This is a genomic window from Providencia sp. PROV032, from assembly GCF_028484875.1.
Classification (GTDB): Bacteria; Pseudomonadota; Gammaproteobacteria; order Enterobacterales; family Enterobacteriaceae; genus Providencia; species Providencia rettgeri_E.
On record NZ_JAMPSX010000042.1, the window covers coordinates 1 to 17,142 of the forward strand.

At 47.3% G+C, this 17,142-nt stretch carries 28 protein-coding genes; 26 read left to right on the forward strand and 2 right to left on the reverse strand.

What is annotated here, in order from left to right; translation table 11 throughout:
* Nucleotides 1-420 (reverse strand): TetR/AcrR family transcriptional regulator C-terminal domain-containing protein (gene tetR(B) / locus PSF42_RS19615; RefSeq protein ID WP_203162054.1); only part of this gene is annotated, 420 nt, incomplete at its 3' end.
* 81 nt (nucleotides 421-501) lie between these two features.
* Between tetR(B) and tet(B) the strand changes: the two genes are divergently transcribed.
* Entirely contained in the window at nucleotides 502-1,707 is a 1,206-nt protein-coding gene (gene tet(B) / locus PSF42_RS19620) for a tetracycline efflux MFS transporter Tet(B) (protein ID WP_001089068.1), read from the forward strand.
* 112 nt (nucleotides 1,708-1,819) lie between these two features.
* Here the strand turns inward: tet(B) and PSF42_RS19625 are convergent, their stop codons facing one another.
* The gene (locus PSF42_RS19625; RefSeq protein ID WP_442959192.1) at nucleotides 1,820-2,050 is read right to left on the reverse strand and encodes a hypothetical protein; all 231 of its coding nucleotides are present in this window, start codon (nucleotides 2,048-2,050) and stop codon (nucleotides 1,820-1,822) included.
* 285 nt (nucleotides 2,051-2,335) lie between these two features.
* Here PSF42_RS19625 and higB point away from each other — a divergent pair, with 285 nt between their 5' ends.
* The 25 genes from higB to PSF42_RS19750 all read left to right on the forward strand — a co-directional run.
* A complete protein-coding gene (gene higB, locus PSF42_RS19630) occupies nucleotides 2,336-2,614 on the forward strand; it encodes a type II toxin-antitoxin system toxin endoribonuclease HigB (RefSeq protein ID WP_272517223.1) in 279 nt (92 codons plus the stop codon).
* Nucleotides 2,614-2,928, forward strand: a complete 315-nt coding sequence (gene higA, locus PSF42_RS19635; RefSeq protein ID WP_272517224.1) for a type II toxin antitoxin system addiction module antidote protein HigA — start codon at nucleotides 2,614-2,616, stop codon at nucleotides 2,926-2,928. Before higB ends, higA begins: the two co-directional genes overlap by 1 nt.
* Before the next feature lie 192 nt (nucleotides 2,929-3,120).
* Nucleotides 3,121-3,489 (forward strand): hypothetical protein, encoded by a 369-nt coding sequence (locus PSF42_RS19640; RefSeq protein WP_272654114.1) that lies wholly within the window; start codon nucleotides 3,121-3,123, stop codon nucleotides 3,487-3,489.
* Nucleotides 3,490-3,621: 132 nt separating this feature from the next.
* Nucleotides 3,622-4,380 (forward strand): methyltransferase, encoded by a 759-nt coding sequence (locus PSF42_RS19645; protein ID WP_272654113.1) that lies wholly within the window; start codon nucleotides 3,622-3,624, stop codon nucleotides 4,378-4,380.
* Nucleotides 4,381-4,623: 243 nt separating this feature from the next.
* Complete coding sequence (locus PSF42_RS19650; protein ID WP_272517227.1) at nucleotides 4,624-5,544, forward strand: hypothetical protein; 921 nt, start codon at nucleotides 4,624-4,626, stop codon at nucleotides 5,542-5,544.
* A gap of 31 nt (nucleotides 5,545-5,575) precedes the next feature.
* Complete coding sequence (locus PSF42_RS19655; RefSeq protein ID WP_011039858.1) at nucleotides 5,576-5,752, forward strand: hypothetical protein; 177 nt, start codon at nucleotides 5,576-5,578, stop codon at nucleotides 5,750-5,752.
* 26 nt (nucleotides 5,753-5,778) lie between these two features.
* The gene (locus tag PSF42_RS19660; protein WP_272517228.1) at nucleotides 5,779-6,216 is read left to right on the forward strand and encodes a plasmid protein; all 438 of its coding nucleotides are present in this window, start codon (nucleotides 5,779-5,781) and stop codon (nucleotides 6,214-6,216) included.
* A gap of 17 nt (nucleotides 6,217-6,233) precedes the next feature.
* Nucleotides 6,234-6,956, forward strand: a complete 723-nt coding sequence (locus PSF42_RS19665; RefSeq protein ID WP_168550193.1) for a hypothetical protein — start codon at nucleotides 6,234-6,236, stop codon at nucleotides 6,954-6,956.
* 222 nt (nucleotides 6,957-7,178) lie between these two features.
* Complete coding sequence (locus tag PSF42_RS19670; protein ID WP_272675938.1) at nucleotides 7,179-7,421, forward strand: hypothetical protein; 243 nt, start codon at nucleotides 7,179-7,181, stop codon at nucleotides 7,419-7,421.
* A gap of 7 nt (nucleotides 7,422-7,428) precedes the next feature.
* Complete coding sequence (locus PSF42_RS19675; RefSeq protein WP_272680523.1) at nucleotides 7,429-7,761, forward strand: hypothetical protein; 333 nt, start codon at nucleotides 7,429-7,431, stop codon at nucleotides 7,759-7,761.
* Between the two features lie 307 nt (nucleotides 7,762-8,068).
* On the forward strand, nucleotides 8,069-8,383 hold the full coding sequence (locus tag PSF42_RS19680) for a hypothetical protein (RefSeq protein WP_272517230.1): 315 nt from the start codon (nucleotides 8,069-8,071) through the stop codon (nucleotides 8,381-8,383).
* Nucleotides 8,384-8,572: 189 nt separating this feature from the next.
* Entirely contained in the window at nucleotides 8,573-8,863 is a 291-nt protein-coding gene (locus tag PSF42_RS19685) for a hypothetical protein (protein WP_272517231.1), read from the forward strand.
* A gap of 279 nt (nucleotides 8,864-9,142) precedes the next feature.
* Nucleotides 9,143-10,210 (forward strand): hypothetical protein, encoded by a 1,068-nt coding sequence (locus PSF42_RS19690; RefSeq protein WP_272517232.1) that lies wholly within the window; start codon nucleotides 9,143-9,145, stop codon nucleotides 10,208-10,210.
* Between the two features lie 102 nt (nucleotides 10,211-10,312).
* On the forward strand, nucleotides 10,313-10,642 hold the full coding sequence (locus tag PSF42_RS19695; protein WP_272517233.1) for a hypothetical protein: 330 nt from the start codon (nucleotides 10,313-10,315) through the stop codon (nucleotides 10,640-10,642).
* A 136-nt stretch (nucleotides 10,643-10,778) separates the two neighbouring features.
* Nucleotides 10,779-11,222 (forward strand): hypothetical protein, encoded by a 444-nt coding sequence (locus PSF42_RS19700; RefSeq protein ID WP_272517234.1) that lies wholly within the window; start codon nucleotides 10,779-10,781, stop codon nucleotides 11,220-11,222.
* A 94-nt stretch (nucleotides 11,223-11,316) separates the two neighbouring features.
* On the forward strand, nucleotides 11,317-11,835 hold the full coding sequence (locus tag PSF42_RS20770) for a hypothetical protein (protein ID WP_336298825.1): 519 nt from the start codon (nucleotides 11,317-11,319) through the stop codon (nucleotides 11,833-11,835).
* 64 nt (nucleotides 11,836-11,899) lie between these two features.
* The gene (locus tag PSF42_RS19710; RefSeq protein WP_272517235.1) at nucleotides 11,900-12,073 is read left to right on the forward strand and encodes a hypothetical protein; all 174 of its coding nucleotides are present in this window, start codon (nucleotides 11,900-11,902) and stop codon (nucleotides 12,071-12,073) included.
* 267 nt (nucleotides 12,074-12,340) lie between these two features.
* On the forward strand, nucleotides 12,341-12,763 hold the full coding sequence (locus PSF42_RS19715) for a hypothetical protein (protein WP_272672231.1): 423 nt from the start codon (nucleotides 12,341-12,343) through the stop codon (nucleotides 12,761-12,763).
* A 3-nt stretch (nucleotides 12,764-12,766) separates the two neighbouring features.
* On the forward strand, nucleotides 12,767-13,510 hold the full coding sequence (locus tag PSF42_RS19720; RefSeq protein WP_272517236.1) for a hypothetical protein: 744 nt from the start codon (nucleotides 12,767-12,769) through the stop codon (nucleotides 13,508-13,510).
* Nucleotides 13,511-13,632: 122 nt separating this feature from the next.
* Nucleotides 13,633-13,914, forward strand: coding sequence for a hypothetical protein (locus PSF42_RS19725; protein ID WP_168550200.1), 282 nt, complete (start codon nucleotides 13,633-13,635; stop codon nucleotides 13,912-13,914).
* Between the two features lie 197 nt (nucleotides 13,915-14,111).
* Entirely contained in the window at nucleotides 14,112-14,498 is a 387-nt protein-coding gene (locus PSF42_RS19730) for a hypothetical protein (RefSeq protein ID WP_272517237.1), read from the forward strand.
* A gap of 335 nt (nucleotides 14,499-14,833) precedes the next feature.
* Entirely contained in the window at nucleotides 14,834-15,199 is a 366-nt protein-coding gene (locus PSF42_RS19735) for a hypothetical protein (RefSeq protein WP_011039875.1), read from the forward strand.
* Nucleotides 15,200-15,622: 423 nt separating this feature from the next.
* Complete coding sequence (locus PSF42_RS19740; RefSeq protein WP_272517238.1) at nucleotides 15,623-16,282, forward strand: hypothetical protein; 660 nt, start codon at nucleotides 15,623-15,625, stop codon at nucleotides 16,280-16,282.
* 97 nt (nucleotides 16,283-16,379) lie between these two features.
* On the forward strand, nucleotides 16,380-16,805 hold the full coding sequence (locus PSF42_RS19745; RefSeq protein ID WP_168550203.1) for a hypothetical protein: 426 nt from the start codon (nucleotides 16,380-16,382) through the stop codon (nucleotides 16,803-16,805).
* Nucleotides 16,806-16,879: 74 nt separating this feature from the next.
* A partial coding sequence (locus PSF42_RS19750; RefSeq protein ID WP_272680524.1) for a hypothetical protein occupies nucleotides 16,880-17,142 on the forward strand: 263 nt, incomplete at its 3' end.

Below are 17,142 nucleotides of genomic sequence, written 5' to 3' on the forward strand. Positions count from 1 at the left end.
AAAATGCCCCACAGCGCTGAGTGCATATAATGCATTCTCTAGTGAAAAACCTTGTTGGCATAAAAAGGCTAATTGATTTTCGAGAGTTTCATACTGTTTTTCTGTAGGCCGTGTACCTAAATGTACTTTTGCTCCATCGCGATGACTTAGTAAAGCACATCTAAAACTTTTAGCGTTATTACGTAAAAAATCTTGCCAGCTTTCCCCTTCTAAAGGGCAAAAGTGAGTATGGTGCCTATCTAACATCTCAATGGCTAAGGCGTCGAGCAAAGCCCGCTTATTTTTTACATGCCAATACAATGTAGGCTGCTCTACACCTAGCTTCTGGGCGAGTTTACGGGTTGTTAAACCTTCGATTCCGACCTCATTAAGCAGCTCTAATGCGCTGTTAATCACTTTACTTTTATCTAATCTAGACATCATTAATTCCTAATTTTTGTTGACACTCTATCATTGATAGAGTTATTTTACCACTCCCTATCAGTGATAGAGAAAAGTGAAATGAATAGTTCGACAAAGATCGCATTGGTAATTACGTTACTCGATGCCATGGGGATTGGCCTTATCATGCCAGTCTTGCCAACGTTATTACGTGAATTTATTGCTTCGGAAGATATCGCTAACCACTTTGGCGTATTGCTTGCACTTTATGCGTTAATGCAGGTTATCTTTGCTCCTTGGCTTGGAAAAATGTCTGACCGATTTGGTCGGCGCCCAGTGCTGTTGTTGTCATTAATAGGCGCATCGCTGGATTACTTATTGCTGGCTTTTTCAAGTGCGCTTTGGATGCTGTATTTAGGCCGTTTGCTTTCAGGGATCACAGGAGCTACTGGGGCTGTCGCGGCATCGGTCATTGCCGATACCACCTCAGCTTCTCAACGCGTGAAGTGGTTCGGTTGGTTAGGGGCAAGTTTTGGGCTTGGTTTAATAGCGGGGCCTATTATTGGTGGTTTTGCAGGAGAGATTTCACCGCATAGTCCCTTTTTTATCGCTGCGTTGCTAAATATTGTCGCTTTCCTTGTGGTTATGTTTTGGTTCCGTGAAACCAAAAATACACGTGATAATACAGATACCGAAGTAGGGGTTGAGACGCAATCGAATTCGGTATACATCACTTTATTTAAAACGATGCCCATTTTGTTGATTATTTATTTTTCAGCGCAATTGATAGGCCAAATTCCCGCAACGGTGTGGGTGCTATTTACCGAAAATCGTTTTGGATGGAATAGCATGATGGTTGGCTTTTCATTAGCGGGTCTTGGTCTTTTACACTCAGTATTCCAAGCCTTTGTGGCAGGAAGAATAGCCACTAAATGGGGCGAAAAAACGGCAGTACTGCTCGGATTTATTGCAGATAGTAGTGCATTTGCCTTTTTAGCGTTTATATCTGAAGGTTGGTTAGTTTTCCCTGTTTTAATTTTATTGGCTGGTGGTGGGATCGCTTTACCTGCATTACAGGGAGTGATGTCTATCCAAACAAAGAGTCATCAGCAAGGTGCTTTACAGGGATTATTGGTGAGCCTTACCAATGCAACCGGTGTTATTGGCCCATTACTGTTTGCTGTTATTTATAATCATTCACTACCAATTTGGGATGGCTGGATTTGGATTATTGGTTTAGCGTTTTACTGTATTATTATCCTGCTATCGATGACCTTCATGTTAACCCCTCAAGCTCAGGGGAGTAAACAGGAGACAAGTGCTTAGTTATTTCGTCACCAAATGATGTTATTCCGCGAAATATAATGACCCTCTTGATAACCCAAGAGGGCATTTTTTACGATAAAGAAGATTTAGCTTCAAATAAAACCTATCTATTTTATTTATCTTTCAAGCTCAATAAAAAGCCGCGGTAAATAGCAATAAATTGGCCTTTTTTATCGGCAAGCTCTTTTAGGTTTTTCGCATGTATTGCGATATGCATAAACCAGCCATTGAGTAAGTTTTTAAGCACATCATCATCATAAGCTTTAAGTTGGTTCTCTTGGATCAATTTGCTGACAATGGCGTTTTGAAGTGACGTTCTACCTGCCGGGAACCTACCAGACATCCTGTGAAGAAGGTGAAAAATATCTTTGCCCTCAAGAGGTGGAAGAAGCAATTATGACTGCGGGCAGTAATGTCGAGCATCTTGGACTGAGATTTAAGGTGGAAAGTGCCGCTGAGTAAGATCACCATAGAGCCCGGCTAAGCCGGGTTTTTCTTTTGAAGGCTACGAACTACCCTGCCCCCTCAAGTTTCTTATCAACTCCCCCTACTATCCATATACCTCTGTATTGCACATCGTGTAATATCGAGGTATAGTATTACACACCATGTAATACAGAGATGGCCGATGATAAAATCTTTCAAGCACAAAGGATTGAAACTGCTTTTTGAAAAGGGTGTTACTTCTGGTGTGCCTGCGCAAGATGTAGACAGAATCAATGACCGTTTGCAGGCCATCGATACAGCGACAGAGATTAGTGAACTAAACCGCCAGATTTACAAATTACATCCATTAAAGGGGGATCGGGAAGGTTACTGGTCTATCACTGTCCGGGCGAATTGGCGCATTACTTTTCAGTTCATTAACGGTGATGCTTACATTTTAAATTATGAGGATTATCACTAATGAGACAATTCAAGGTTTCACATCCGGGTGAGATGATAGCCCGCGATTTAGAGGATATGGGAGTGAGTGGTCGTCGTTTTGCTCACAATATTGGTGTTACACCAGCAACCGTATCCCGTCTACTTGCGGGGAAAACTGCGTTGACCCCTTCTCTTTCGATTCGTATTGCTGCGGCACTGGGGAGTACGCCTGAGTTTTGGTTACGACTACAGAGCAATTATGATCTGCGTCAGTTAGAAAACCAAATCGATACATCCGGGATCGTCTTGTACGGTGAGTCGAACGAACAGCAGCAGAACCCGCAAGAGCATTAATCAATTCATGATGCGAGGCCACCAGCCTTGCATCAGCTACCCTGAGCCCTAATAGCTTTTTCCTGCCAACTTTCTCTTACCCTATGGGTATTCCGTACTAACTCTGGCTCGTATAGTCTTTTCCCACTCTTCGAGGTATTGCGGGCTCATGCTACCTTAATCATACACTATATGTTTAAGGAGCCATTACCGATGAAACAGCCGCTGACCACTGAAATTAAAGAGTCTGCATCCATCTTACCCTTTACCTGCGAGCATTGCGGTCGTGTCTATGATGACGAGGCTGCTTGTCGTTCTGATGATTGCCCCGGCGAGAAAGCGCCGCTACGCATTTCAGAAGGTATGAAGCAGGTCTGTATCCAAGGTGTACCCTATTCAATTCCTGCATGGGTGAATTTTGTCGTAGCTGATTCAAATTTTGACTGGTGGGGTTTTCGTGATCATCCCAAGTGCGGCCACACTATCTGGTATGGTTCGCTGGTGGCAGATTCAAGGATGTGCCTTATCGTCAGTAATGTTCAAACGGATAAGCACTGGACGAAAACACTTTTAACCGTCTGAGCCGTGTTATGCAGTTATGCAGCCATCCATCTGCCCGCCACCAGCGCGGGTTTTTTTTTGAGTGAACCACTTCGAGGGGATCGGGGTGGGTGATAGTCTTATTCATACACTATATGAATAAGGGTTAGTATCATGAACGTAAGCCAAGATGTCCTGTCTGTTTTATCTCAATGCCATTTCACCGGGAATAACCTCGTTTTACCTGATCAGCTTGACCGCGCCATGTACACAAAAACAAACAAAGTGATTGAGCTCGCGGGTGGTAAGTGGAACCGCAAGGCCAAGGCCCATGTATTCCCTGATAACGCGGAAGAGCGTATTGATTTGGTTATCCTCACTGCGTCGGTCGATAAGCCGGTGGATACTTTCAACTTCTTCCCTACCCCGAAGAAAATTATTCGTCTGATGCTTGATGCGGTTTCTATCAGTGCGGGTGACAGCGTTCTGGAGCCCTCCTGCGGTGACGGGCGAATCATCCTTGCTGCCAGTCAAGAGCAGGCAGGTATCAGCCTAACGGGGGTGGAGCTTGACGCTGCGCGTGTCGAGCTTCTACGCCGTGACCAACAGATTATCAGCACAGGTGTAGATTTAGTTGAAGCCGATTTTCTTAACTGGAACCCGGCGAAGAAATTCGATGTGATCCTGATGAACCCGCCATTCATAAAATCTCTCGATGTTCATCACGTAAACCATGCCATTTCACTTCTGGAAGAAGGCGGGCGTCTTGCGGCGATCATGTCTGCGGGAGTGACCTTCCGAAGCACAAAACTGGTTACGGCTTTCCGGCAGCGTGTTAAGGAACTGGGCGGTGATATTACCCCTCTGGAACCGGGGGCTTTCAAAGAGTCGGGCACGATGGTTAACACGGTAATGGTAACGCTGTCTAAATAGCGCTTTTGTCGCTAAGAGCCATCGAGTCATTACTGTGTTGGTGATGTAAGTCTTTCTCTTTGCTAGTGCCTTCATAAGCCCGCCACCAGCGCGGGTTTCTATTACCTTCCCCCCCTGTTTCTGTGGCCTGCGCTGCGAAAATAATTGTTTATTATGCTATTCGACATGGTGCCACCGGGTGTTAGCGTTTTAATCATTGCATAGACTAACGGGCACCAGCGCCCACGAAATGAGAGAGAAATCATGTACGGCAAAATCAACAAAGTGGTGATCGGTCTTTTCAGTTTGTTATTGGCTCTATCCTTCTCGGTAGAGGCTGGCTATAAATCCAGCTACAAGAGTTCGTATCGTTCATCCTACAAATCGTCATCCAGCTATAGCAAACCTTCATCCTCGCCCAGCAGCAGCTCCAGCAGCAAAAGCAACGCCAGCAGCAGCAATAAAACCAGTAACGAATCTACAGCGACGGGAAGCGGCGTAAAGAATGAGCCCTCAGCCGCAAGCAGTCCGGTGGCGAAGAAAAGCATCAGTGGCGCGAAGCTGGTGGAGAACAAAGGCAAAATTGGCACAAAAGAAAATCCGGCCGCATTTTCAGCCCGAGATAATTCTTCGCAAAAGTTATCCGGTACGTCGGAGCGAAGTGCTCCGTACATCGGGACAAAAGCCCCACCTGAGAAAGTGAGCTCCATCATTGATGAGCGCAAGCGTAGCGGTACTGACTGGACAACGCTTGCGATGATGTACTGGATGTTGAGCAGCAGTAACAGTCATGCCTCATCTCTGTCCTCAAGTGATAAAGCGTGGATCCAGCAGCAAATCCATGAGCAGGAAAGTGCGGGCGAAAGCCGGGAAGTGGCCCTGAACGAGCTGAAATCAGCCGGAGTGGATATCTTTGATGTACAGGCCAGTGATAGCCCACCTGTAGAGTTTCGCTATGACATGCCGAAAAACCTGACCGCTGGAGTGGCATGGGTCTTTACGGTAAAGGCTACCCGCAGTGGTGAAACTAAGGCACCGGATTGCAAACTGGAAGGTGCTGAGATCTTAACGCGTGGTAATACTGTGTTCATCAAATGGAAAGCCCCGGCTCTTGCTGGCGAATCAGCTGAGCTGACGTGCAAGGCTTTCGGGAAAGAAGAAGTGAAAACGCTGGTGTCTGTCTGACACTGGCCCAACAAAACGAGAGAGAAAGTATATGGCTGATTTTGCATCGACAAAAGCCACGAGCTCTTTTGAGGAATGGTTTGAGCAGCTGAGCCTGATTGCTGAGCTTAACGGTGACAGCGTGGGTGAAAGTAGCGGCTGGGAAGATACCTACAATGCAGGTACGCCTGTAGACGTCGCCTACTACGATGCTTTTGGCAGTGACTAAGATATAAAACGGGGGGGTAAATCAGAATGATGGATAACGAGGATGCTGTGAACATTCTTACCAGTATTGGCGCGAATATGGACTGGAACCGGATGATACGCACGTCATCTCATCCAGCTTTTGGGCAGTTTGTCATTACCGGGCCAAACAGCTTGCCAGTCAGTAACCGGGTGGGCTTCTGTGTGCAGGTGCGTCGTAAGGTCGGTCAGTTCGGATCAGACATGGTAATCCTGCGTCATGCAGATGGCAGCTTATGTATCCATGAGAACAACTGCTACGTGGCTCTCACTGAGGAACAGGAAGAGCTGGCGCGGGGCGTTTTTAAGGTGCTGCCGGAAGACGAGAGCAGTGAGCGCGAATACGGCGCAAATGGTGTGTGGGAAACTGGGTTTGTCATTGAGAACTCAGAAACTAAAGGCACGCCCGATGTACCTTTCGTTATAGCGATCACCACTGAAAAATAGTTTTATCCGGGGGGGATATGACTGAACAAAAAATTGCGTCTGTGGCTGGTGCCGTTTTTCAGGTGCGCCTTCTTGATGGCTCTGAGGAACAGGCGGAATGGGTCGAGGTGAGCGAGGCGGAGTTTCACACTCCCCTGCATGACCCGGAGAAGTGGGAAAAGCGTATTCTGGTAAAGACTGCTTATGCGCCTCCACCAGCCCTTGATTTAGCGTGTCTGAATGAAGCCCGACAATGCCTGTTTGTATTGGAACAGATAGGCAGTCTCGATCATGGTGACATTGACTGTGACACAATCGACCTGCGTTTTGAGCTCGATGGCATGGACACCGGTACTGATGTCTCGGTTTCTGAATATGCGGCCCGTTCTTCTGCGGTTATCTCGCGTTTGCTGACGATTATCTCGAATTCAAAAAGTGACACAGTAACTTCTGATGGAGTTACTCGCCGGGTACAGCATAGCGATGATATCTGTTTTGATGCGTTTGCTGTGGCATGTAAGGCGAAGCTGGCAAAATCACGGGCTAAGGGGCGCGGTGGCTGGGAGTCCCGGACACATTGCAGTGATACGCTGCTGGCTGAGCAGCTGGTGGCTCATTTGCTGAAAGGTAACGCGGGTACGTTTGAGGACATTGCAGTTTTTGCCATGATGCTCCACCAGCGCGGTGCAGACCCACGGGTACTGGCTGATGCCGTTCTGGGACTTAATCAGAAGGTGACTGATGAGACTGACCAAGGCTGAAAAAGCTTACGTTGCGGGTATTCGCGGGGTGATTGAGGGGTAATTAGGGAACCGTTGACGGGTAATGAATGGAATCATCTTTCATTGCCCGGCAGCGGTTGGACAAGCGTAGCGCGTCAGTCGTACATACCGCACTTACCGTGCATCGGTAGTGTGCTGGAAACAGTCGATAAGGGCCGGATGTCTAATTAAGTTACTCGTTTTGGTTCTCATTAAGGTAAAATGTCTCGTTTTACCATGCGGCCCACGAATACGGTAGCGGGCGATACTGTCAGAGGGGTGATTTGCGATGCGTACAATTTGTGTGAAAGATGCGAAATTTCATGTGGTGAACATTCCACGGGTAAATTACAAGCAGTTCAGCAACAAGCTGGCGCTGAAACGTCGCTTGCTGGATATCGCTATCCGATTTTCTGTGCGAATGGGTATCCCGGTGTTTCTGGTTGGACAGCCGGGGGTGGGTAAATCACTCATGCTGAACAGTGCCCTTCCCGGACGCGTGACCGATGCACGAGAGCTGATGGTTACTCAGGACTGGGAAATGCCCGCTATGTTCAGTACCGAATATGTGCCTGCTGGCCCAGTGGGTATTGACGAGACAGTATATTTCGACAAAGACAGTCTCTTAGCGTGTGCTGATGAATTCAAAAATCGCGGCGTGGCTTTTGCGATACAAAGACTGGATGACGCTATCAGCGTAGCCAGTGAACTACAGATAAGCCGTGCATGGTTTATTTATCTCGGTGAGCCTGAGCACTTTAAACGTGAATGCAGTTATCAGCTATACTCGCATGAAGTAGACTAACCAACTGCCTGTGTATCCTGTCTGGCCCTCAATTGGCGGGGCTTCTTCCCCTGACTCTGGGGTATTGAATACTCCCTCTTTGCTATTTGGAATACCTTTGCCTTAACTTACGGTATTCAAATCCGTGGTTATTTACCTGATTTTTGGAATTACCGGGCTTCGGCCTTCCTCTGAATAGTCATAGAATAGTTTCCCAGCTGGTGGGGTTATCGAATCCACCATGACGTCCACGGTCAGTGTAAACGAACTGGCAGACATACGTGCCAAAGTAAAGGTATTGCTCAGATAACGTTTCTATGGGGGTTGTATGGAGTTTTCTCACTACTATTGGGCTATCTGCGGTAACTGCGATGGCGAAGGCAAAACGGGCCATGAGGCGTTTGCTAATGGCATTACGGCAAGCGAGTGGAATGAATGGGATCTTGAAGACCGTCAGAACTACATGGATGGTCGGTTTGATGTCACTTGTAGCGCCTGTAAAGGCCGTGGGTCTGTTAAATTGCCGGACGTGTCCCGTATGAACTTTGCGGAGAAACGTAAGCTGGTGGAACTGCGTAGAGATGCACGTATTGAAAATGAGCTGAGAAGAGAACAAGCCTATGAACGTTCTATAGGCGCTTAACGAAAAAGTGTTATTGAAGCTGTTAGAATACGCATAAAACTCAAAGGGCGTACATTGTTTTATGTTCGACCCCTCGTTATATACCCCTTTCCCTCTCCCTCTTCTTGAGGGTTTTCCTTAGACTTCGACACTCCCGAAAGCGTGAGATAATTGTTTTATCAAACAGTAGCTCACAGCACGGGGAAAACCATGTTCACTATCAGTAAAACGACTCACAAGATGGCAAAAAGCCGGGGTATCGATCTGACCGTTTCCGAAGGCATCGGGCATGATGATGAGACATTGCTGTGCTTCTGGGAACTTGAAGAGGAAAGCGAGTGGCTATTCAGCTATCAGGTGTCAGGCCACCAGCTTAAATGGCACGGCAACATCTACGCCTCTGACAGTATTGTGGCTGGCCTTCCCCCGGTGATCGCTGATGATGCGGCCCTGCGTGCTGTAGTGCGACAACTTGCCGTTATGATGCAGAAAGAAAAGTAAAGTGTATCCCCAGCGTGTCATTGATGCGGGGTTAGAAAAACAGTTTTTATTCATTGAGATCGCTTTCTATTTTGATAGCGGTCTTTTTTTTTCTATCGCCATTTTCGTTTTTTTCTTCATCAAATCTGCCTGTTGAGCCCGTCGTTTCTGGGATTGAAAAAAAAGTGAATTAAAAACATTTTTTTTCAGTTTTGCTATTCGACCTCTGTCGGCAGCGTGGTTTACTAGAACTACAGCAACACACACAAAACATTTTTTAACCGCATCGGAGGCAAGACAATGAGCGACATCAACGTACAGGAAATTTTTGCTAAATCTCAGGACAACTCAGCTTTGGGTGAGCTGGCAGTAAAAATGGCGGAAATGGAAAAAAAACCTACTTCACTTCGTCAGATCAGCGATTTGTTGGCGAAGGTGAAAAAGGAAAATTCTACCGTTCTGTTTGATGAGGCCAATGTGGGACGTAACAACGGGTACAACGTTTCTCCAGCATGGCTGTATGTTGAAGTCGGTTTTAACCTGCGCAACCTCAATCTTGAGCAGGTGGAAATGTTCAAAGGGATGTGGATGCGTGGGGATCGAATCCCACCAATCTTGGTTAAAGCCGTTATTCTTAATGGCGTGACGCGACTCAAGATCATTGACGGGCACCACCGTTTTGCTGGCCTGATGGCTGCTATTCAAGCTGGTGCTAAGATTGCTTCCCTGCCGATTGAAGAATACACCGGTAACTCTGCTGGTGAAGTGTTTGAGATGCTCAAGAGCGCTCAGGGGCTGGCTCTGAAACCTATCGAACGTGCCGAAGGTTTCCGTCGTCTTCGTGGCTGGAATCTATCCGTTGAAGAAATAGCGGCGGGCTCAGGTAATAACATCCAGACCGTTCGCCGCTCTCTAATTCTGGTTGAGGCAGAGGAAAACGTTAAGGAGTTGGTTCGCGAGGACAAAGTTTCAGCTGACGTCGCTATCAACCTGCTGGTGGAGTGCAAGGGCACTGAGCGTAACGTTTACGAAGAGCTGATGGCCTCTCTGGGTGAAGCGAAGAAAGCAGGTAAGGACAAGGTTACGGCGCGTTTTGTGAAGTCTAAAAAAGTCACTGTGAAACCAAAGGCTATCCGTGAAACCTTCACCTCTTTGCTGCCAGCCAGCAATCAAATCCGTTTGCAGATCGAACGTGTGAAAACGGAAGAGACGAAAGACCCGGATGATGTGAGTATTAATATCCCTGCTGATGCTGCCCGAATGCTGCTGGCTATCCTTGAGCAGTATGAAGCAAATCAGAAAACTGATGCTGATACTGATGCTGATACTGGCGAAGATAACACAGCCACCGAAACAGGAGCAGCTTGAATCCCTATCCCTTCCCCCCTTGCTGCCTAACAGGTAGGGGGGGTATTTGTCATCGCGTATAAAGTTTCACCGACTAACTAACTGACATCAAAGGATGCAGCAATGGATATTCAGGAAAGACAAATTGTTGAACGCCGGATTGTAGAAACTGCGGCTCATGGGCTGGTGGATGCTGGATTCGGTATCGCCGTTTATGACGGTGAAGAACTGGTAACGGAGGTAACACACGACGTTAGCAGCATCATGGAAGCAATGTTCTCTACTGATGAAGTGTTTCTTTACGCCTACGACAGTAATGGTAAGCATGTAGGCTGGGTACATCTCGTTTACGGCAATAGTGGCTGGGACGTTATCTCTGATAACACCAATAACCTTGAAGATGCCCTGATCGCGGCAACCGAATTGGCTGAGGAAATAGCAGACCAGTCGTAGCACCCCTTTGGTAGTACCCCTTTAAATGAGGCTGTATCGCCCGGTACGGCCTCACCCACCAGCCAGATACTTCGACCTTGCCCTACCCTGTGTTAACTCTGTATGCAGCGAATTTGACGTTATGTATGGGTTAATCATGAATGGTTTCCTCGGGCAATCTCTTGTCCTCATTTTTACAGGCGCGGGTCTAATGCTCTGCTGCGTTATCCCTTCGGTACTTCTGACGTTAAGGCAGATATTGAATGCAGACAGTCACGCGCTCAGCGCGTCGGTCAGTGAGCCTGCGGTGGTACTGTACTCTGCTGGAGTGACGAACCTAAAACTGTTTTTCGTCTATGCGGTGGTGTGCCCTGTGTACCCGGAACTTTCGGGCCTTGTGCTAGTGGTCGTATCAGGGATGGCCATCATTACCAACGCGATACATTCTGTATGGAAATGCCGCCTCATCATCCGGCTCATTGAGAGCGGGCTTATCCAGCAAAGCGCTCCCCACCATCGTCGTTACGCCAAGAAGCTGACAAGGCAACACGACAACCTTCGTTGCCTCGCGGCCCTGTTCTGGCTAATGAAAAATAAATGACCCGGTGTGAGATTTTTTACCCCCGGATGACTTCGGCCTCCCCGGAACGGGTGTTTTAATAGTTTTATTAAACGACAAATTGAGAGGCAAAAAGATGTCTGCATTAACTCCATTACAAGCGCTGGATGTGATGATCGACTGGCTAAACGTTAACGTTGATCAGGGCACCGATATCATTTTTGATAACGATGAAGATAACTCTGACTCTGCGGCTGTCCTTCCTCCGTTGCAGGTACTGAGGAAAGCATTCAAGCCCGGAGAAGGCGAAGCTAAGTCTAAATCTGAAAGCGATACGCAAAACGATTTTGAGAAGCGCAATACCAATGCAGGATTTTTACATCGCTATGTGTCTGATGATTATAAGGGCGAGGCCCATATCGTTGAGTGCGCCAGCTGCCTTGCCGTGTATCCCAGCTATGAATCCTATGAAGGAAACCAAGTCAGTGATGAATACGGCATACATTGCCCGCATTGCCACGCTAAAGACCCGGATGTGTGTACCAACGTCGGGTTGGCGTGGAACGTGCAACAAAAGCGCATTAATGATCTGGAAGCGCAACTTCAATTCCTGCGGGAAACTTACGGGCTGCAACATAATTTCAATCAGGACTAAAACAGTCCTATGGATGGTGGCCTGAACCACTCCACCAGCCTGTCATGTTAATCGGGGGGTAAACATGAAACCATTTGGTCAATCCTATTCTGTTAATGGCTGTACCTGTCATAAGTGCCGTCGTCGCGGATACCGAAAAGGCAATGCCTACGGTGATGTCATGCGGGCAGACAAGCATCGTGCTCGTCAGCTGGCTAAAAAAGAAATCCAGAGGCTTATCCGTGAAACAGCTGAGTAACGCGCAAATTTACACGCTGCGTCGTCTATCCAGTGGGGCGTCGTACAAGCTAAGGGGTGACGGTAAGAAGGCTTTAGAGTGTAGGCCATGTATCAGAACCCGGTTCGGAACAAATGACATCTCCGCGCCGTCTATCCCTGTGCTTTTGCGTCTCGGGCTGGTGGCATACGCCTGCGAGGGTGAGAAAAGCCGAACCACCTTTTACCCAGTTAAACTAACTGATGCCGGGGAATCAGCGGCAAAAACAATGCAGATAAGGGATTAAGCATGAAAAAACATATCAAGGAATGGTCATTTGTTCTCAGTGTTGTCATGCTCATTGCAACTGCATTCATATTTCTGAGTACAACAAACGATAAGTTGGCAAGCGATCCTGATTACTTCAATATCCTGTCGTTAACGGATAATGAAGATTATCAGCCGCAAGGTATTCGGGAGGAAGTTGCACGTATTCCTCAGACGAGTCAGGTCGCTATTGTCGGTTATGAAAAGCAGATCTATATGCCGACTCGGACGTTAGTCATGTTCAATGGCGAACCAATGTTTCTCAAACGTGTTTTGACTAAAGAGGATACTGCTAACGAATTGGATTTTGTGCTAATGGCTGACAACAGTGTGTTTATCTGCCTGCATGAGCGCATTGATAAATGCTGGCCTGCTGATAGTCTGTCAGCAACACCGGAGAACTAATTCATGAGTATCCATCAGGCTATTGCCAGCAAGATCAGGCAGTACAGAACAATCCCGAAAGGCAGCTTCCTCTGGCTCGATGTGCCCGGCGCGGATGATTTGCTTGATAGCCGGGAGGTGAAGAGCATCCCTGCCCTGCTTGAGCGCTATGGGCCGCTTAACGAGGTGATCGTTCACCTTGATACCCCGGAAGGCGACTTTGAAGATGAGTTTCACTTCGATGTTACCGACCTCAAAATGCCACCAGCTGTACCAGTGAAAAGTAATGGTGCGAGAGAGGCGCGGGACGCAGTAATAGCGAACTTCGGGCAAAAGAGAATTGAGCATGTAGAGTCGCTGGTGGAGTTTTACGCCGGGCACCTGCTGTCGCGATTTCGCAAGAGTCATCAGTACACTGGCCCGGCCCCGAAAATCAGGACGCGCTGGCACACAAAAACTTCATGGGGGAGTCGTAACCGGATAACTATTTCGCCGGGGTATCTGTATCGCCCTGAGTCCAACTACTTCGGATACACCTTCTTGGAGTACCAGCACGTCCGCCAATCCCCCTTAATAGGCTGTTTCTTTTCGCTGAACCGCCTGAATCATGTCAAAGCGCTGGTGGCTCATGAGCTGGCGCACTTCCTGCAATTCAACTCAAGGTATGCCGTATTGCCTGAGTTGGACTATGCTACAGCCCACGGCGAGGGATGGCAGTTTATCTACTCCATTACCCGCGCCGATCTTAACCGGTACATCAATAACTAACTTGGACAAAAATATTCGTTTTTTAGAGAGTTTATAAAAAGCAACGGAGGCGATTTTGTCCTGACGAACGTAGAGTTATTATGATAACTACGTCTAACAGAAAATCGAGAAAGGTTAAGGCAATGAAAGTAAAAGAACTTATTAAGTTATTGCAAGATTATGATCAGGATTCAGAGGTTGTTATCGCCGGGTATGAAACCATATGTTCGGCATACGTTGCAGAAGCTGATCTGGTGAAAGCATGTAAAACTGTACAGCGTCGTTCTCCTGACAGCTTAGATGGAAACAAAGAGTTGACCAATGAAGGGGATCCATCTGTCTGGATAGGATGGAGTGGCGACTACAGAACACCTCAACAACTTGCTGCTATTGAAGACCCGGATGAAATGAAGGATCAGCCATGACTGACTATGCCGTAATTGACGCGATGATTTATCCTGTAATGAAAACAACCGTAACTAACTGATTTAAAGTAGTTAATCTATCGGATTTCATCGTGAAATCCTGTAAATTTCACCTGTTATTCCCTCTGAAACGCTTCGGACCCCTTCGTTGACATGTTAGCCTTTCTGTACTTTACAGACGATGGGGGGAGCCTGTCATGGCAATGAATAAGAAAGAGAAAGAAGCGTTTGAAGAAGCCCGGAGCTATCGCGCCCTGCGCTTCACTGACCATCCTACTTCTAAGGATCTGGCACCGGGAAGCGAGTTGATAACTGGGTACGATTACAGAAAACCATCTTTTACTGAAAGCATGATTTCGATTAAAACAGCATGGTCTACCCGGTCAAAGCATGGCGAGGGCAAAGCCCCACCACCAGCGAACACGTTTGGTGGCGTGTCTCGTGATGGTATCTCTCTATACTCCAGCCGTAAGCGTGCTCTGGGTGCATTGCGCCGTGAGCTTGAAAGGGAGTTCGCCAGAATACTCATGAAAATTGATGATGAGATCGCAGCAGAAGAAGCAAAAGAAGCAAAAGAAGGATAAGAGTAATGACAACGCCTAACGCCCCAACAATCTCGACCGATAATACCTCTACCCTGCCCTCTGTGCGCCGGATGGTGCCGCGCCATACCGGGAAACTCGTTCGTATCACCAGAACTACCCGGCTAAGCAGCGCTCATCTCGGTAACTGTGAGATTTGCGATCAGCATATGACGGAAGCTTTTCATTCCCGCGTAGGGAGGGAAATGGTACGCGCCAATGGTACTGTCTACATTGAGCATACCTACGGCGGGGTTTATGCACATGAATCCTGCATAGCAAAAGCAGCAGAAAACGACTGACATTTACTTGGTTTTAAAATTGGAGAAGGAAAACACATGTTCGACAACCTTATTGATAATATGAAATTTTACACCGCAACAATCTTCTCGATTGTTATCTGGGGGGCTGCTATTGCTCTGTTCGTCTACTATCACATGAGCAGACACTCATTTTTAAATGATTTTTTATCTCCAGCAGTCGTTAACACAGTAACAGCAGCGTTAGCCTATATTGGGTTACTTCCCCTTCTCAACTATGCGGCTGACAAAGAACAGTTCGGCTCTGTTGTCGGAGCTGCGCGTCAAATGAGAATGTTCTCTGAACGTCCTTGGTATGGGGAGGGAAGTTATCAATTCCTTATCTTTCTCGTGATAATCCTGAGTGGTTTCATCATTGCATGGGTTAATCGCCGTCGTTACTAAGAAAAACACCCGTCAGAAATAAATGCAAAAACAGGGCAAAGCGTTCTGTTTTTTTTTGCCTTTTAAAAGCGAGATTGTGTCATTCCGAAAGTGCATAGCAATGTCGTGATAACGATGTTCTCATAGCCGAGGTGATAACCTTCGGCATGGGACAACGACACGCGTCCACGACGCTGATCGTTCAGGGTAATGGGAACAAAAACATTACCCTTTTATTTTTCTTTTGACCTGCGCCAAGTGGCGAGGTCGGATGTTTCCCGGTCGGGGGGGTTAATTTTCGGGGAAAAGGTTGACGCGACCGCCACCCCTTTAGGGTTCCAAGAATCATTGCGATGAGTCTTTTATCGTTTAGCGTCTTCGACCCGTTATCAACGGATGCCATAATCAATGACTCAAATTCAGAACAAATGTAAGGATGGGGAAATGGGCAACCATACGTTTTTAATGGCTTCGCTGCGAGACACCGTGGGCAGCAATATGTCGTTTCATTGTGTTGATGGCGCAGGTTACACAACTAATATTGATAAAGCGCACACGTTCACTAAGGAAGAGGCGCAGAAGTATTGGGATCATGCCCGCTCGTTTGATTTACCCGTATCCCTGCACTGTATAAGCGCCCTTTCTGTTTATCACGTTGATTGCCAGAACGTCCCGGCTGAAACAATGCTGGTGGAAGGATGCGAGCAATATGTTGGCTTTAAAAAATCCCGCTGGGATGGTAATGACCTGTACTGGTTGTGTGCTGATGGTGCCCCAGTAACAGACTTTGAACGCGCCAAAATCTACAGTAAGCCTGACCTGAGCCGCGATGATACTATCTGGCTACCCTTTACCGTTGCAGATGTCGTTAAGCGCCGGACGTTTGCGGTGGATGCCCTTAACCGCCGGACGATGATTCAGTCTAAAGGGTTGGTTATACCGGGGTGGTTAAAGCGTGAGAATCGCCGCAAAGCGAACTTCACGGGTAAGGTTCGATGGAACTGTCCGGGATGTGGCAAAATCCACTGGCAATTAAATCCCTATGATTTCGACGGATGCGCTCACTGGGATTGTCCTGAATACGTTCGTCGTTTTGAAGACTGAACTTTAACTTTCTGTTTATGATCCCTTCACCTGTTCGACCCCCTTACTTTGGATGAGATAATCTGTTGTAACAGAACAAGCAGAGAAGGAAGGGTGAATGAACGAGAAAATAGAAATAGGCAGTCTGGTCTTTTGTTACCTGAGAGAGCGTTATGTTGGCCGTTGCTATGGCCTGAAAACAGTTGTAGAGATAGTTCAGGAAAATGGGCTTGATATGTACCGGGTGACGCGGGCTGACTGTGATGATGAGTGGTATCCCGCCAATAATCTTGTGCTTGCTCAATTCCCACCAGCAGGGACAGAAACAAAATTTAAAGTCGGGGATCACGTCCATTGCTTCGGCACATACCAGAATCATTACACGACGGCGCATATCGAGCACATCCTGTGGTCAGATGATGGTAAGCCTGAATACTACATTACCCCGACAGATACGCCGTGGTGTCCTGTGCGTGAGGATGCAATGAAACTCGTCGTTGAGATGTTTGTCGCTGATCCAGATTTGCCTGTCATGGTTTTTTAACCCCCTTCTCTATTCGACCCCCTTTACCCCCGTGAGATAATTCATCTCAGATAAAACAGACATCTCCGGGGGGAATGATGGTTACGCCAGAACAGCATTACGAATTTCTAAAACAGCACTACCGCGCCTCACGCTTTGAAGAGCGCAACAATAATTCGTGGGGAACAGCCTACTCTCAGCATATAGCTGACTATCGGTACGAAGAGTTACAGACGGTCGGCTACAGCCTTATCAGTAGTCACGAATCAGCGACCGGTGATGCGATTATCTACGATGCAGAGCTAAACAAGCTCGATACAATCCCCGGCGAAAAAAAGAGTTACACCACTCAGGAGGG

Coding starts and splice junctions, on each gene's coding strand:
- PSF42_RS19655 (WP_011039858.1), top strand. CDS start 5,576: ATGGCTGATTTTGCATCGACAAAAGCCACGAGCTCTTTTGAGGAATGG.
- PSF42_RS19700 (WP_272517234.1), top strand. CDS start 10,779: ATGAATGGTTTCCTCGGGCAATCTCTTGTCCTCATTTTTACAGGCGCG.
- PSF42_RS19695 (WP_272517233.1), top strand. CDS start 10,313: ATGGATATTCAGGAAAGACAAATTGTTGAACGCCGGATTGTAGAAACT.
- higA (WP_272517224.1), top strand. CDS start 2,614: ATGAGACAATTCAAGGTTTCACATCCGGGTGAGATGATAGCCCGCGAT.
- PSF42_RS19715 (WP_272672231.1), top strand. CDS start 12,341: ATGAAAAAACATATCAAGGAATGGTCATTTGTTCTCAGTGTTGTCATG.
- PSF42_RS19675 (WP_272680523.1), top strand. CDS start 7,429: ATGCTGAACAGTGCCCTTCCCGGACGCGTGACCGATGCACGAGAGCTG.
- PSF42_RS19665 (WP_168550193.1), top strand. CDS start 6,234: ATGACTGAACAAAAAATTGCGTCTGTGGCTGGTGCCGTTTTTCAGGTG.
- PSF42_RS19680 (WP_272517230.1), top strand. CDS start 8,069: ATGGAGTTTTCTCACTACTATTGGGCTATCTGCGGTAACTGCGATGGC.
- PSF42_RS19725 (WP_168550200.1), top strand. CDS start 13,633: ATGAAAGTAAAAGAACTTATTAAGTTATTGCAAGATTATGATCAGGAT.
- PSF42_RS19650 (WP_272517227.1), top strand. CDS start 4,624: ATGTACGGCAAAATCAACAAAGTGGTGATCGGTCTTTTCAGTTTGTTA.
- PSF42_RS19640 (WP_272654114.1), top strand. CDS start 3,121: ATGAAACAGCCGCTGACCACTGAAATTAAAGAGTCTGCATCCATCTTA.
- PSF42_RS19625 (WP_442959192.1), bottom strand. CDS start 2,050: ATGTCTGGTAGGTTCCCGGCAGGTAGAACGTCACTTCAAAACGCCATT.
- higB (WP_272517223.1), top strand. CDS start 2,336: ATGATAAAATCTTTCAAGCACAAAGGATTGAAACTGCTTTTTGAAAAG.
- PSF42_RS19720 (WP_272517236.1), top strand. CDS start 12,767: ATGAGTATCCATCAGGCTATTGCCAGCAAGATCAGGCAGTACAGAACA.
- PSF42_RS19735 (WP_011039875.1), top strand. CDS start 14,834: ATGTTCGACAACCTTATTGATAATATGAAATTTTACACCGCAACAATC.
- PSF42_RS19645 (WP_272654113.1), top strand. CDS start 3,622: ATGAACGTAAGCCAAGATGTCCTGTCTGTTTTATCTCAATGCCATTTC.
- PSF42_RS19730 (WP_272517237.1), top strand. CDS start 14,112: ATGGCAATGAATAAGAAAGAGAAAGAAGCGTTTGAAGAAGCCCGGAGC.
- PSF42_RS19690 (WP_272517232.1), top strand. CDS start 9,143: ATGAGCGACATCAACGTACAGGAAATTTTTGCTAAATCTCAGGACAAC.
- PSF42_RS19710 (WP_272517235.1), top strand. CDS start 11,900: ATGAAACCATTTGGTCAATCCTATTCTGTTAATGGCTGTACCTGTCAT.
- PSF42_RS19745 (WP_168550203.1), top strand. CDS start 16,380: ATGAACGAGAAAATAGAAATAGGCAGTCTGGTCTTTTGTTACCTGAGA.
- PSF42_RS20770 (WP_336298825.1), top strand. CDS start 11,317: ATGTCTGCATTAACTCCATTACAAGCGCTGGATGTGATGATCGACTGG.
- PSF42_RS19670 (WP_272675938.1), top strand. CDS start 7,179: ATGTCTCGTTTTACCATGCGGCCCACGAATACGGTAGCGGGCGATACT.
- PSF42_RS19685 (WP_272517231.1), top strand. CDS start 8,573: ATGTTCACTATCAGTAAAACGACTCACAAGATGGCAAAAAGCCGGGGT.
- PSF42_RS19660 (WP_272517228.1), top strand. CDS start 5,779: ATGATGGATAACGAGGATGCTGTGAACATTCTTACCAGTATTGGCGCG.
- PSF42_RS19740 (WP_272517238.1), top strand. CDS start 15,623: ATGGGCAACCATACGTTTTTAATGGCTTCGCTGCGAGACACCGTGGGC.